This window comes from Vibrio coralliilyticus, from assembly GCF_024449095.1.
Classification (GTDB): Bacteria; Pseudomonadota; Gammaproteobacteria; order Enterobacterales; family Vibrionaceae; genus Vibrio; species Vibrio coralliilyticus_A.
Genome location: NZ_CP024628.1, coordinates 288,693 through 302,930, shown reverse-complemented (window position 1 = coordinate 302,930; position 14,238 = coordinate 288,693). Strand labels below are relative to the sequence as shown.

The following is a 14,238-nucleotide window of genomic DNA, read 5'->3' as shown; positions in this document are numbered from 1 at the left end:
TCTGGCTATCTCAGTTAAATAAACACAAAAAAGCGCTTTACCTTAAGTTAACTTGAGGTTTTAGAGTAACACCAAGTTGGCTTGCAGTGGAGAATAACAATGCAATTAATTATGAAAAATAGAACCATGCCCTACTTGAGTGGCCGTTTCTTTGATGGAATTTCTTCCGGTTTATTTATGATGGCTTTACCTTGGGTCATGCTGGAAACGCCAGGCATGGGCCCTTTTGTGGCTATGGTCGCCTTAGCGTGTACAGCAATTTCTTTTTTCCTGACCCCTTTGTTTTCCACTCTTATCGACAGGCATTCAAGAAAGTCGCTTTTGGTTATCGTTCAGCTTGTGCAGTCATTAACCGCGTTATTGGTTCTTATCGCCTATTGGCTCGGCTTTGATTCTAACTGGCTACTTGCCGCTGCACAGCTTTTGTTCTGGGTTTCCAGTAACCTCGCTTGGACAACAAACAATGCTTTTACGCAGGAAAACTACGACCCGCATGAGTACGCAGCAATTTCAGGCAAACAAGAAATCATTCTACAGGGCACCACATTGGGAGCTGGCGCATTAGGGGTTGTTTTACTGCAAATATGGGGCATGCTTGAATTCGCGGCGTTTGCCGCGGCAGCGTCTGGCTTATCAACGTTAAGCTATCTAGTGACGCCGTATCGTCAGAAATTGCGTCAGAGCAAAACCACATCCTTTATTGGCCAAATGAAAGAGAGTAAGGATATATTCACCGCTCAGCCTCGCTTTTACGCATTCTTATTACTCTCAGCATTGAGTTATCCTATCCTGACCTTTTTGGGTAAGCTGGTGCCGATCTGGTTTTCAGAAGTCGGGATCTCGGGAGACTGGTATGCGGGCTACAACATTGCCTTTGGTTTAGGATCATTGATGACAGGTTTGTTTGTCGCCAAATTGCTCAAGCTGGCATCTCACCAGTCCACCATGCTCTACTCAATGGCCATAGCGTCCGTAATGCTGATTGGTATGAGCTTCTCTGCCCACCCAGCATACTTATTGATATTCACACTGTTTTTCGGTTCATTTAACGCACTCAATCGCATTGCCCGAACTAACTGGATGCACCACACAATTAGGGTCGAGCAGAGAGGTCGAGCCGATGGTGGCCTACAAATGTTTGCGACCATGGCGCAAAGCATAAGTTATACGGTGATCGCATTCTTAAGCCATTACGGCCTCACACATTATGGCTTCATGCTGGCTGCGGTCACCATGATTGGGGCTGTGCTGATGATGAAACAGCTAAACAAACGGGACGATCTTGCTCCTGAGATCGTGGTTCAAAACTAAAAATTCATCAGGCAGTCTGAGAAATTCAGACGGCTTTTACAAAAAATAATAAGAATACGCACCTACTAGGTAGGGATATCCCAATATTTCGCCTAAGTTTATTAGGTAGAACAGTGAATATACCACCAAGGAGTTGGTGCATGTTTAACAGTGTTGCCGAAAAGTTCAGTCAGTACAATCCTATCCAATGGGTTGTGCTCTTCTCTCTTCTTGCCTTACCCGCCGCGATATACTTATTTCATGCTCAAGCTTGGCTTGGGCTACTACTTCTTATTCTTTACCATAGCGTGATGCTGGCGATGTTTTATGCTTTAAGTCAGATGCTTAATCAAGTACGAAGTGCTGCGAGACAGCTCTCAGAGGGTGATCTCACGATTCGTATCCCAGTTGACGATCCAGGCTCACACTCTCTATATCGTACCGTCAATCGAATTGGTGAAGATATTTCACGCACCGTTCACGCACTTGGTAAATCAACCGACCGATTGCTCGATGTTGCAAATACCGTTCAAGAAGATTCTGAAATATCACAAGCTGGGGCTATCGGACAGAAACAAGACGTCGACAGCGCGAAATCCATTACCAGCCAGCTTTCAGACATTACCCAGCAAGTCTCTGAACATTGTGAATCGACCGCTAAGTTAGCCAATGAAGCTAAATACAAAGCCGATCAAGGTTCACGCGACATGGTGGCACTGGAAGAAGCACTCAACAGCGCCAACCAACACATCGAGAATTCTAATGAGCATTTTCAGTCTTTAATGGAAGAAACCACACAAATCAGCCAAGTTATGGAGACCATAAGCAGTATTGCTGATCAAACCAACTTACTGGCACTCAATGCCGCCATTGAAAGTGCACGAGCAGGCGAGCAAGGGCGTGGTTTTGCAGTGGTCGCCGATGAAGTCCGCACTTTGGCGATGCGAACTCAGGAAGCTACTGAAGAAATCCATGAGAAGATCAGTAACCTTCAAGCAAAAACTGACGATGTACTTGAAACAATGAAGGAAAACAAATCTAGTATGGACAAGTCTCTCGCTCTAGCTTCTACAGCAGAGGAGACATTCAGAGAGCTCAATCTTCAAATTGATGAAGTGCGCTCATATGGCCAGCAGATTGCTAGCTCTTCAGAAGCTCAGCTGAATCAAACTCAAGATCTTGATCATTGTCTTCAGCAAATAACCCAAGAGTCAGACAACAACGTACAATCTACTCGCGAAACATTACGTGCCAGTATTACTGTTCGTAATTTATCTGGTGAGATTAACTCTTTACTTCATAGATTCGAAACGGATCACAAACAAATCCAACAAGAAGAAGCCAAGCGCGACAAACTGATGGAGTGGAATGATCAATTGGATATTGGGTTGGATGAGATCAACCGCCAGCATCAGACTCTACTTCATTTAATTAATGAGCTGTACCATTTACTCAGACACAATTATGGGCTGCCTTCAATCAAGCGTGTCGTTCAAGGCCTTATCGACTACACGGCTAATCACTTCAAGTACGAAGAAACACTTTTTGCTCAAATTGGCTATGAACAAACGCAGGAGCATATTGATAAGCACGCCCAACTTGTCAATGAGGTGCTAGCGTTTCAGAAACGGGCTGAACGTGGGGAAGACATCGGTGAAGAGTTGATGAGCTTTCTCAAAAACTGGTTAAGCCATCATATTATGAGGGAAGATAAAGCCTATACAGATAGCTTCAAACGAAATGGATTAAATTGAACCGTCACCAAACTGCACAAAGCATTACCGCTCAGCATATAGGCTTGTCGCAAACCTACTAAGGCCAATGAAAAACGCCCGATGAAACTCATCGGGCGTCCTACTTAACCAGTTAGATAAAGTTTTATCTATTAACGGCTTTCTAGCTCTTCGAAAATCGCTTCTGCATCAACGACACCACCGGAAATAGATAGCGTGCTGAATGGCACAAGAGCCTCAGGAGAAGACGGCTTCTTAACCAGCAACTCAGGATAAGTACGTGCTTTACTCATCAGTAGTTCTTTAAGCTCGACTGCCGATAGATCTGGGTAATGAGACCATACCATTGCCGCTACACCAGAAACGACTGGTGCAGCCATACTAGTCCCACTGTACGCAGCATAATTGTTGTCTGGTGTTGAAGAAAGGATTCGGTAACCTGGCGCGAATACATCCACGGTTTCCTGACCAAAGTTACTGAAGCTTGCAACTAATGAATCATCAGCATATTTCGCTGAAGCACCGATATCCATCCAAGTTGAAATTGGCTTAGACCATGAATGCTTAGCAAAACGGTTCGGGAAACTTGGTTTAATATCGTTATCATTACGACTATTACCTGCTGAGTGTACAATTAGCACACCTTTACGCGCAGCGTAACGGAAAGCATGGTCAACAATGAACTTACGTGGTGAGTAGCTCTTACCAAAACTCATGTTGATAATTTTAGCTCCATTATCAACAGCATAACGAACCGCGTTCGCGATGTCCTTATCCCTTTCATCACCATTTGGTACCATGCGTACCGCCATGATTTGCGCGTGATCGGCAAGACCATCAATACCAATACCATTACGACGTTCTGCGGCAATAATACCCGCTACGTGGGTACCGTGCGCACCAACTGGCCCTTTAACATCATTATTACCATAGCCCTTCTCCCACGGGTTATTGATGTCATCCATTACGATGTCACGACGCGTATCGAAATCAAGGTTGTAGTGGTAATCGAGGGATTCTTGGTAACGGCTTCTGCGTGACTCTAGATAATCGAATGAGTACCAAGAATCAAAGACATTGAGTAAACCTTGTGCCGCTTCAACAACTTCAGGGTTAGAGTGCGTTAACAAAACTTGTAAGCCATCTACAGTAAAGTCTTTGTGGTCAGTCAATTGAGTAATTTGATCTTTGTACTGATTGGCTTGTTCAGTAGCGGAATTGACTAGATCCAGTGAGCTCTGGTTATACTCCACCGATTCTAAGTAATCTGCTTCAACGGCCTCGTAGTATTCACGCTTTTTACGAGGGATCCAATGACCCCCTTCTTTAAGCTCTAAGTATTTTTTGTACTCACGAGTGACTTCTAGCGTGTCTTGATCAACATTCACACCCAGCGAGTTACCAAGGAAATTCCATCCATGAACATCATCGATGTAGCCGTTGCCATCATCATCGATACCATTACCCGGGATTTCATCTTCATTGGTCCAAAGTTTGTTTTTTAAATCTTCATGGTCAATATCAACACCAGAATCAAGCACCGCAACAATCACAGGCTGCGGTTTTAGAGGGGGTAATAGAGACTCATAAACATAGTCAGCACCCACACCTTGAAGACTTGAGTAATTCGCTGAAGCATTGAACCAGTCTCCACGATCGGCGGACGGGTTGCTCATCATGCGCATTGAAAATGGCGCGATAGGTTTAACTGGCTTGGGCGAGTAATCTTCAACAATATTGCCTTTTACATCTTTGATAAAAGGTGAGTTTGCTGGAACTGGTTCAACACTGACGCTGGCTGAAACCGATGCTGAAGCCATGATAGCGACAGCAAGTGCGGAAAGCTTATATCCGTTTTTCATTCTGTTACATCCTATTTAATTATGTGCTTACAAAGCGAACAAAAGATAAAATGCAACTCATATAAGATCATTCACAAAATCAATTAAATGAGTTTAAGATCTCACTAACAGAGATATTTACCGCCTAAAATTTGAGATAAATTCTATTAACAAAAAAATCACTTATATAACGAACGGCATTTATTAAGATGTTGTTTTCATTGATACAATTAAATAAATCGTCTCATTAACCATTTCAATTAAAATAACAGTTTACAAACATAAACCTCATAAAGGGCGTTATATTTAATTTCTATAATTTTATTTTTAAAAAACTCAGTAAAAGATAAGTATGATGGAATATATCTCTCTTAATTCATTATCCTTTATAAGTGTTTGTTGCTACTGCACTAGCAACTCTTGAGCAGACACTCACAGAATTGCCAAGCTAGCTTGAAGTCTAATCATCTCCTGCTTTACTAGACTGAGTACCAATCTGTGGAATGAATTCGACAAAGACATCTGAGGGTCCCGCATGGAACAGAACAAAGCCTTTCAGGAACAGATCCCCAATAACCATTGTTTTGGCTGTGGATCTGAAAATGCGCTCGGGCTGCAAATCAAAAGTTACTGGCATGGAAGCAATGAGTCTGTCTGTACCTTTACACCTTTACCTCATCACAGCGCAGGGCCACTACACTTTCTTAACGGTGGCATTATTTCTACCATTATTGACTGCCATTGTGTCTGTACCGCTATTGCCAAGGGCTATAAGATGCAAGACAGAGAAATTGGCTCAGGGGAAGCCATTTGGTTTGCGACTGGTAGCCTAGATGTGAAATTTCTCAGACCAGTGCCAATTAATGAAGATGTTAAGCTCATCGCTTCCATCATCGAAGCAAAAGATAGCAAGATCGAACTTCAATGTGAGCTTTTTTCTGACGGCATACTTTGTTGTCAGAGCCATGTGGTCGCCGTAAAAGTACCGAGTGAATGGTTCCAAACAAGGGGTTAACCAAAAAAGCCAGCGTAACAATCGCTGGCTTTCTCCTGCTAGACGAATTAAAACTTGTAACCAGCACCAATCATAAATACCCATGGGTCAATAGAGACATCAACCGATTGAGTACCTAGCGTAGCATGATCGAATGTGGCGGTTGTATCGATATCCGCATACCAAACTGCGCCATTGATAAACCAGTCCTCGTTTATCATGTAATCTAAACCTACATTTGCTGCTAACCCCCAAGAATCATCTAACTTAAGATTACTTAAGGTTGCCGCTGTACCGTTACTGTTAAAACCTTCATCAAAGAAGGTGGTGTAGTTAATACCAACACCGACATACGGACGAAGCTCGCTGTTCGCTTCACCAAAATAGTATTGAACCATAAACGTAGGTGGTAAGTGCTTAGTTTCACCAATATCTTGATTAAGCAAATCCGTTGAAATGGTATGTTGGAAAGGCGTTGCAGCAAGCACCTCTAAACTAATGTTATCTGTAAACATATAGCCAAAAGTAAGGCCGATTTGTGTGTCTGAGTCCACTTGAAGCTCTTTATCAGAACCTAAGATTTTATCACTGCTGTCATTTGGAGAGACCATCGCCAATCCCGCGCGAACAATAAAGTCACCTTCTTGGTGAGCAAGAACATTACCGGAAGCAAGCGCAGCAACCACTGCTAGGCCACATACAGTTTTTTTCATTGTTGATATCCTTACGTAGGGCTTATTTTAATTAATGATTGAGGGAATCTTATTTATTGTGGAGTGCAAACTAGCACACAATAACCCTACTATTTTGATGGAAATCAATTTGTGAAATTTATGGATAACCGATTTACATTTGTCTCGATATGATCACTTTTTCGGTGCAATTTGATGACGTTTATGTAATGCAAAGCTTATGTGTATCACAAATAAAAAAAGCTCCCGAAGGAGCTTTTGGGACTCTAACCATTTAACTGGTTGTCTTAGAGTCATTCTGACTAGCCAGTTGAATTTCTTGCTGTCGAAGCATGGTGTCCAACTCGTCACGGCGGGCTTTAAAAGCCATCATTTCATTTTTCGGAACTGAGCTCGCCATTGGGATATTAGCTGTCATCGCATTGACTGGTCGACCTCGGTCAATGAGTTCATAGTGAATATGCGGCCCTGTAACTCGGCCGGTCGCACCCGATAGACCTATTCGCTGACCACGAGAAACTTTCTGGCCTTTACGCACTAAAATCTTACTCAAATGAAGATAGCGAGTTTTATAGCGGCTGCCATGCTGGATGACAACGTAATTGCCTGCATAAGGATGTTTACGTGTCATGACAACGACACCATCGCCCGTTGAGACAATTGGCGTACCTGTTGGAGTAGCCCAGTCTGTCCCATTATGTGGCGCAATACGCCTCGTTACAGGGTGTTTACGCGTAGGGTTAAAATTAGAGCTGAGGCGATAGTGACCACTCACAGGCTTACGCTGGAAAGCGCGCTGAAGGCTATTACCATTCTTATCGTAATATTGACCGTCAGAGTGAAGATAAGCCGTTACCTCTCTTCCACGGTTATATATTTTTACCGCCTGGAGCTCTTTGTTACCCGTCAATTGGTCGCCAACATATTGCTTGGAAAGCACCACCTCGAACACATCACCCGCACGCAGATCACGGGAAAAGTTAAGCTTGTCTTTTAATAAAGTAACAATTTGCTCGTTTTCAACACTACCTAAACCTAAACGATGTAAAGACTGAGAAAAACTACCTGCAATTTCTCCCACCAGCGCCTGTTCTTTCCAAGTACCCGGAATCTTCACATCAGTAAATGCATAGCTGCCATCGTCAAGTAGGCTATACACTGCTCGTTCAACAATGCTGAACTCAAGTTCCATTTTTGCAAGCCGCTTAGTTTCGGCGTCTTGCCAGAATCGTAGGGTATTTCCCGGTTTTAACGTATCCAGAGCGAGATAGTTCAGATCTGTTTCCATTATCTTCATCAGCTCACTATATCCGAAGCCGAGCTGATCAAAAATCGTACTAAGATTATCGCCTTTGCGAATCACATATTCATAATTCGGCATTTCCTGAACCACATCCGTATCGTTAAGCAAATCATTAACGATGGTCGATTCAGGTAGCGAAAGATCAATAGTGCGCTGATATTGGCTGCTTTTGTTTGTTGCAGATAGCATCAATATGGCAACAATAGGAAGACTCAAAAGCATCACTTTTCTCGACTTGGAGAGCTCTCTAAAGCGAGATGTCAATCTTTGGGACTGCACAATTTGACCTTTTACATGGTTAAAACAAAGGCATAAGGGTACGAATTTCTACTCGGCTTGTCACCTAGGGAATGTCATGTTTGGATCAAAAAAAGGCGCAAACGCGCCTTATAGATGTGCATCATGAATGATAGTAATCACTCACTTTCATATGCATTTATATTACTTATAGGTTAGAACTAGCCCGTTATCGGAACCAAATCCGTTTGGTTGATACTGATCGGCATTCGGATCGTTAATCCATCTTTCGTTATCCACCAAGTAACGGAATTGGAACTGACTATCCTTTGGCAAACGTGTTTTGAACTTATACGATTTTGATTTAGCCACTTTTTTCATCTGCGTTGGCTGCCAATCTAAGAAGTCAGCTACAATAGCCACCGATTGTCCAACCTGCTCTTCCGATAGCTCGAACGTCACTTCAACTTCATCTTTAGTTTTAAAGAAGCGCTTATTAATCATGATTTACTCCATTAACGACAATAACAAATCCATCTCATAGCTTGTTAGGCCAAATAATAAGTAATCCGTACCACATGCACAATACCGTATTGAACACTGATTACTCGACACGCTCTAGGCTATCTTGCCCAGTCAGTTTGAAAAGTATAGCCGTTGAAATCGTTGGTTCTTGCGCCATTGATTGATCAGCATCACGTTGTTTAATAATGAGACGGAGGTTGTGCTGCTGCTTCTCAAGTGTCTCCACCACTATTCTGTCTCCCAAAAATTGCGCTTCTCTTGAAATCATGCGCTTTCGAAACTCGTCATAATGAAATGTGGCGAGATAGTAGAACACACCGGAGCCTTGATTTGAGACTGTTAATATCGAAGCCAATAAAGTTGGTGTCACCTGAACCATCTGCTTGGTATTCACGGTAATGGTACCCCGCTCAGCACCATCTTCATATGTGCCACTGGCTAACCCCGTCTCTGGGTCAAGCTTTTTCATAAAGGAATATGCCTGACTATCAGGTACTTTCACTGTCCATGGGTTAGTAGTTGAAATACCAAAGACAGAATGCATAACAGCGTCGCTACTTGCAGCTTGATTAGGAAACTTAGCCATGATCTCTTCATCAGAAAGACTAAATCGATACAGGCCGGCGATAGTGACAACTATTAATAAGAGAATAGGGATCAGAAGGATAAGAGGAATGGGTAAAAAGCGCTTTTTCATCTTGTAGTATGTCTTATCAGATATTTGATACGGGTAAGCGCCATGTTAGCAGCAAGGCCAAAGAGATAAAATGGGACATCTGACCCTCAAGTAACTATTTTTAAACTTTGATTTTATTATAAAGATTAACAAAGTGCGTTCATATAAAAGTGGATACTTTTGCTAGCGTATTCCGAGGAATACAAAAAAACTCAAATACATACACTAGCAATCATCACTATGCCAAAGAAACGTGTTTCAGCCCGTAGTAATTGCTTACACAAAGGTAATTGCTTTTCATCCTGTAGTAATTGCTTACATTAAGATAATTGTGTTTACTTGCCTCTAATTTATCTGGGGGCGAAAGCTTTTCTTGCTGAAACATCCCAATAACAATTCCTTGAGGGTTTGAGTCGTATGATTATCTACCGTATTAACCTAGCAACAAGAAGTGGTAGGAGAGAGTTCACGAACATCGCAGCAGTTGCTCTACTTGTCGCAGGTGCTATTGCTATTTTCCGTTTTTTGGCTACATATCCAGTAGAGTCCATAATCGGTGGAGTTGTAATCTTAGCTTTGGTGGTTTACCTATATAGTAAAAAGAGTTTAGATAAACAAAAAGAGATCACTCAAAATGTTGCGTCTTATCTGAGGGTTAAAGAGGAAGCTAAGAATCAAGTTTGTAATGAATGGCACACTAACTATGATAAAGTTATAAATCGTTTGGATGTTGCGACGACAGTCGATACTAGAAAACGCAATAAAGTTCTCAAAGATGCTGAATTGAATGAAGTAGAGTTTTGTCACCCTGAAGTTAAGGATAAAGGCATAACACTAGATTTGAGAGTAGACTTCCAGCGACAAAGAGTAGAGATTCGCCTGGACCAGAAGCTGTTGGGAGGGAAGAAAGCCAATCCTCTTTTCTTAAACGATACACCAGTCGAATATGATGTTTCTCATAATAGAGCCAACAGTGTACTTTTAATCGTTGATGGAACAGCTTTGCTTTACACTTTTCTGAGACTAATGTCAGGGCAAATAACAGAAGATGTTATCCTGCGCTTAGGTCACCACGAGTTTCCAATTACCAATAACATTGTGGCTCAAGTAGATGCGACTGATGACCATAGTGAAAACTATTTAAAGATTCTCGAAAAAGTAGGAAAGGTGTTGGCTGATACTGCTGAAAACCATTCAAAAGTAACTATTCCAACTTTTGGAAAGCTTTGTGGTTTTTTACTTGCAACTGGGCACAATAATTTGTAGTAGCTCAAACAGGTATACACACTGCTGAGCAATAATTTTTCGCTATAGTGCACAAGCTTGCATGGAAGGCATTCGCCAGTTTCTATTGAGAATCTGGCGAATGCCTTCTGTCAGGTTGTTTAGGAAAAGTAGACTAACTAAGTCACTTTCTCATTTCTTATTTAGAAATGGAGCTTAAATTTCAACCTAGGCAATAATAGGTTTTATCCAAATTAAGTAAAGCTAAAGACCAGACGGTATCCTCAAAATAAAAAATGCCAGTAAGCCAAACTGACTAGCATTAACACCATAATGACCACGAATGTCCCAATCACTCATACCTAGCAAGAACACGGATAATATCTTACGGTCATTCCATCAATTAGATTGGTCTAACTTTCTTGCTGAAACCATTCCTACGACTAATCTAACCCTCCTCTTCCAAGTGCTGCACAAGCTCGGCTTTTAGGCCATCTTTTTAATGAGAGTGGTTAATAAACCATCTTTTCCTGTCAAACCTTGCCCAAAATTCGAGATCTTTAATGACTTAGTTTAGATCAAAGGTTTTAGTCACATGCCATTTTTAGACATTGTACTGAAAAGAAAGAGATTTATAGGCACTACCCTTAGAAACAAACTCGTTTATAAAGCATGATCGAGTTGGTATTTACCAATCATCTCCCCCTCGCTGTTTAAGAAACGTTGATAGGAGAAAGGTGAAATATCAACGCAAGTCGGCAAACTTCTCACAAGCTCATCGAGAATTCTCCCCGTTATCGCTGATGTCAACATACCAGTTCGGAAATGCCCGCAAGCATTGAGGTAACCCTCCACTCCCGGCACTGGCCCGATAATCGGTAGCTCATCTGGAGAACCCGGACGCAGCCCTGCCCAACAACGTTTGATGTTCATGTCTTTTAACGCAGGAATAGACTTCATGGCTCCTTGTCCTAACTGCTTGATGTATTTGATGTCATTACTGGTATCAAAGCCTCGTTCTTCCGTTGTCGAACCTATCAGGATCTCACCATTATCTTTCTGCGCGATATAGCAATCACTGGTCGTCAAGCAACCGTTGAGTAACTTCGGTAGTTTCTCAGTAATAATGACCTGACCTTTCACTGGGAACACCGGCAGCTTATAGCCTGTCGCCCATTGACTGATCGTCTCCGCCCAAGCACCTGCAGCGTTGACCATCATTTTACACGGTAAGACACCTTGTTCAGTTTTTACTGCTGTGACGCGGCTGCCCTGTCTCTCGATTCCAGTCACTTTGGTATTGAGATATAACTCAACCCCATTTTGGCGCGCAGCTTCCAGATAGGCTTCGTTAAGGCGATATGGGTTAACTTGGTGATCACAGTCGAACTCCATCGCGCCGATAGCCTCTTTGGAGACGTTAGGCTCCTCAGCATGCAACTCTTCTTGTGAAACCCATCGAACATGGTCATGACGATCAGGGACCGCTGCTGCGATTTGTTCAGCGTACATACGATCATATTTATCGAACATCACAAACTTTAGCCCTGTGCGTTCAAACTTGAAGTCAACACCATGCTTTTCAACCAACTCTTCATAGAGAGCCGGATACATTGCGTTAGACATCATCGCCATATCGAAGAAAGGTTCAGGCATGATATGAGGATTCATTTCCGGCGCTTCATTCGCCCCCGACTCCTGCATTTGTTTGGACAATGTCTTAAATAAGATAACGCCACAGCCTAACCCTGTTGACTCACCCATTGCCCATAATCCCCCTGCTGATGCTCGGGAAGCGTTTCCAGGATATTTAAAATCAACAACGGCTATTTTTAGATCTTTCTGACGGCTCAGGAAGTAAGCAATGGATGCGCCAATAACACCACCACCACAAATGACTACATCGTACGCTTTCATTATTCTTCCTCCAGCGCTGAAAATGGGATTGGATCAAGTGGAAACCTTGGGCGAACTAAGCCTTGCTCCTGACTGAATCCTTCTTTCTTTAATCTGTCGTAACAATAATGGGAACAGGTCTTACCCTGACAGTCACCCATAGTCGCTCGAGTACGCATTTTTAAAGTGACAATGTCTCGACATCCTTGAGCAATCGCATCATCGATGGCCTTTTTCTTCACTTGCTCACATCGGCAAATCACCGTGTCTTCATCAGGCAAAGAGAGTAGCCCTAGTTCGCGGAAACCGGCATTATCAAACGCTTGACGGAAGCGATAGAGACGAGACAACTTACGGCGCATTGCTGTAATGTATTGCTCTGCATCTGCGCCCCCCAGTTTTCCCATCTCACAAGCAATGGCTTTCGCGGCGATTTTACCCTCTAACATAGCGGCATCTGCACCTGCAATTTTGGCACTATCTCCCGCACAAAAAATGTTTTTCTGACTGCTACGCTGCCATTCATCCACTACAGGGATTGCACCACTCATGTGGTCATATTCTATGTCCAGCCCAATTAATTGAGCCAATTGCGAGCGCGCAGCAAAACCGTATCCTACCCCCAAGGTATCAACGACATGCGTGACCGCTTGAGAATGATCTGGGTACCAGTTGTCATCATACGGTGCGACCGTCACTTCATTCAGTTGGCGAACGCCTTCTGCTTTGACTAGCCCCCACCCATAATGCAGTGGAATGTTATGTTGCTTGAGGTACCACATCATAGACAGGCCATCCAACGCTTGCTGAGGGCGATTAAGCATCGCCAGCGTTTCTTTAGCTATTGATGAAAACTTAGCCGCTTCATAAATGGCCTCAACCTGACAACCTGCTTTATGTAACTGGCAAGCCACCAATACCAGCAGTGGGCCACTGCCCGTAATCACCACTTTATTGCCAGGTCGGACTAAGCCACTCTTCAACTGTAACTGTATGGCCCCCAACAGCATAACACCCGGAAGCTGCCATCCCGGGAATGGAATGCTTCGCTCCTGACATCCTGTCGCCAACAACAAATGGTCATATTCAATATGAGATAGCTTGTGATCATGAGTAACCAATAAATTGTTTTCTCCTAAAGGCCCAAGCACTCTTGTCTGGGTTTTTAAGTCGATAAAAGATGCGTTACTCTGATAATCCTCCTGCAGTTTGTCCATCGCAGTGGTTAATTTTTCATCTAGGTGGGGCATGTCTGCTGTTTTGCGCCATGGACCACGATAGATCACTCCACCTGCTTTAGGGGCTTCATCAATAACGGTGGTATGAATCCCAAAGCGTGCCAATTCAGTCGCTGCCGACATGCCTGCCGGTCCACCACCGATGATCACCACTTTCTTCGTCATAGCTCACCCCCTTGCTCCAGCACAAAATTACGGCTGGTCTCAACCTTCATATCAGGTTTGACGATAGTCTGACAGGCTCTCTGTTTGTGGCGACCATCGATATGCAGAAGGCAGCAATGACAAACTCCCATACCACAATATGGACCAGACTCTGCACCATAATCGTTGGTCATCAACTGACGAATGTTCGAAGCCAATAAAGCACTGAGCACGCTCTCTCCTTCAACCGCCGGAATCGGTTTTCCATCAACATTAATGGTGAAGGGCTTATCGAGCACCTTAGTAATATCTTGGTTTCTTTTTGTAATAGATTTCATATACCTCTCCAATGCAACAAAGCGCATACGCATCATACCCATAATAAAGATAAGGAAAATGATCAAAAAAGACGCACTTTCAATTTAAAAAGAACCATCACAGTTAT

General features: G+C 43.0%; 12 protein-coding genes. 4 read left to right on the top strand and 8 right to left on the bottom strand.

Annotated elements, in window-relative coordinates:
* The first annotated feature begins 99 nt into the window (after positions 1-99).
* Complete coding sequence (locus CTT30_RS16970; protein WP_252037220.1) at positions 100-1,311, top strand: MFS transporter; 1,212 nt, start codon at positions 100-102, stop codon at positions 1,309-1,311.
* 140 nt (positions 1,312-1,451) lie between these two features.
* A complete protein-coding gene (locus CTT30_RS16965) occupies positions 1,452-3,044 on the top strand; it encodes a bacteriohemerythrin (RefSeq protein WP_252037219.1) in 1,593 nt (530 codons plus the stop codon).
* Positions 3,045-3,175: 131 nt separating this feature from the next.
* On the opposite strand, the gene CTT30_RS16960 is transcribed toward CTT30_RS16965, so the two are convergent.
* A complete protein-coding gene (locus CTT30_RS16960; RefSeq protein WP_252037218.1) occupies positions 3,176-4,885 on the bottom strand; it encodes a S8 family peptidase in 1,710 nt (569 codons plus the stop codon).
* A gap of 514 nt (positions 4,886-5,399) precedes the next feature.
* On the opposite strand from CTT30_RS16960, the gene CTT30_RS16955 reads away from it, so the two are divergent.
* Positions 5,400-5,879, top strand: a complete 480-nt coding sequence (locus CTT30_RS16955; protein WP_252037217.1) for a PaaI family thioesterase — start codon at positions 5,400-5,402, stop codon at positions 5,877-5,879.
* A gap of 47 nt (positions 5,880-5,926) precedes the next feature.
* Here CTT30_RS16955 and ompW read toward each other — a convergent pair whose 3' ends face one another.
* From ompW to CTT30_RS16935, 4 genes are all read right to left on the bottom strand, one after another.
* Positions 5,927-6,571 (bottom strand): outer membrane protein OmpW, encoded by a 645-nt coding sequence (gene ompW / locus CTT30_RS16950; protein ID WP_239835991.1) that lies wholly within the window; start codon positions 6,569-6,571, stop codon positions 5,927-5,929.
* A gap of 253 nt (positions 6,572-6,824) precedes the next feature.
* Positions 6,825-8,132 carry a peptidoglycan DD-endopeptidase ShyA gene (shyA, locus tag CTT30_RS16945; RefSeq protein WP_503044902.1) on the bottom strand — a complete coding sequence of 436 codons (1,308 nt, stop codon included), beginning with the start codon at positions 8,130-8,132 and terminating at the stop codon, positions 6,825-6,827.
* Between the two features lie 162 nt (positions 8,133-8,294).
* Entirely contained in the window at positions 8,295-8,594 is a 300-nt protein-coding gene (locus CTT30_RS16940; RefSeq protein ID WP_239835990.1) for an isoamylase early set domain-containing protein, read from the bottom strand.
* A 100-nt stretch (positions 8,595-8,694) separates the two neighbouring features.
* Positions 8,695-9,312: a hypothetical protein gene (locus CTT30_RS16935; protein ID WP_252037216.1), complete on the bottom strand. Its 618-nt coding sequence runs from the start codon at positions 9,310-9,312 to the stop codon at positions 8,695-8,697.
* Between the two features lie 396 nt (positions 9,313-9,708).
* Between CTT30_RS16935 and CTT30_RS16930 the strand changes: the two genes are divergently transcribed.
* Entirely contained in the window at positions 9,709-10,557 is an 849-nt protein-coding gene (locus CTT30_RS16930; protein ID WP_252037215.1) for a hypothetical protein, read from the top strand.
* Positions 10,558-11,178: 621 nt separating this feature from the next.
* Here the strand turns inward: CTT30_RS16930 and CTT30_RS16925 are convergent.
* Genes CTT30_RS16925 through CTT30_RS16915 form a run of 3 tightly spaced genes read right to left on the bottom strand, consistent with a single transcriptional unit; the run spans position 11,179 to position 14,131 of the window.
* Positions 11,179-12,432, bottom strand: a complete 1,254-nt coding sequence (locus CTT30_RS16925; RefSeq protein WP_286037079.1) for an NAD(P)/FAD-dependent oxidoreductase — start codon at positions 12,430-12,432, stop codon at positions 11,179-11,181.
* The gene (locus CTT30_RS16920) at positions 12,432-13,814 is read right to left on the bottom strand and encodes an FAD/NAD(P)-dependent oxidoreductase (protein WP_252037214.1); all 1,383 of its coding nucleotides are present in this window, start codon (positions 13,812-13,814) and stop codon (positions 12,432-12,434) included. Before CTT30_RS16920 ends, CTT30_RS16925 begins: the two co-directional genes overlap by 1 nt.
* Positions 13,811-14,131: a (2Fe-2S)-binding protein gene (locus CTT30_RS16915; protein WP_239835987.1), complete on the bottom strand. Its 321-nt coding sequence runs from the start codon at positions 14,129-14,131 to the stop codon at positions 13,811-13,813. Before CTT30_RS16915 ends, CTT30_RS16920 begins: the two co-directional genes overlap by 4 nt.
* Positions 14,132-14,238 lie beyond the last annotated feature (107 nt).

Coding starts and splice junctions, on each gene's coding strand:
- ompW (WP_239835991.1), bottom strand. CDS start 6,571: ATGAAAAAAACTGTATGTGGCCTAGCAGTGGTTGCTGCGCTTGCTTCC.
- CTT30_RS16955 (WP_252037217.1), top strand. CDS start 5,400: ATGGAACAGAACAAAGCCTTTCAGGAACAGATCCCCAATAACCATTGT.
- CTT30_RS16925 (WP_286037079.1), bottom strand. CDS start 12,432: ATGAAAGCGTACGATGTAGTCATTTGTGGTGGTGGTGTTATTGGCGCA.
- CTT30_RS16935 (WP_252037216.1), bottom strand. CDS start 9,312: ATGAAAAAGCGCTTTTTACCCATTCCTCTTATCCTTCTGATCCCTATT.
- CTT30_RS16940 (WP_239835990.1), bottom strand. CDS start 8,594: ATGATTAATAAGCGCTTCTTTAAAACTAAAGATGAAGTTGAAGTGACG.
- CTT30_RS16970 (WP_252037220.1), top strand. CDS start 100: ATGCAATTAATTATGAAAAATAGAACCATGCCCTACTTGAGTGGCCGT.
- CTT30_RS16920 (WP_252037214.1), bottom strand. CDS start 13,814: ATGACGAAGAAAGTGGTGATCATCGGTGGTGGACCGGCAGGCATGTCG.
- CTT30_RS16930 (WP_252037215.1), top strand. CDS start 9,709: ATGATTATCTACCGTATTAACCTAGCAACAAGAAGTGGTAGGAGAGAG.
- CTT30_RS16915 (WP_239835987.1), bottom strand. CDS start 14,131: ATGAAATCTATTACAAAAAGAAACCAAGATATTACTAAGGTGCTCGAT.
- CTT30_RS16965 (WP_252037219.1), top strand. CDS start 1,452: ATGTTTAACAGTGTTGCCGAAAAGTTCAGTCAGTACAATCCTATCCAA.
- CTT30_RS16960 (WP_252037218.1), bottom strand. CDS start 4,885: ATGAAAAACGGATATAAGCTTTCCGCACTTGCTGTCGCTATCATGGCT.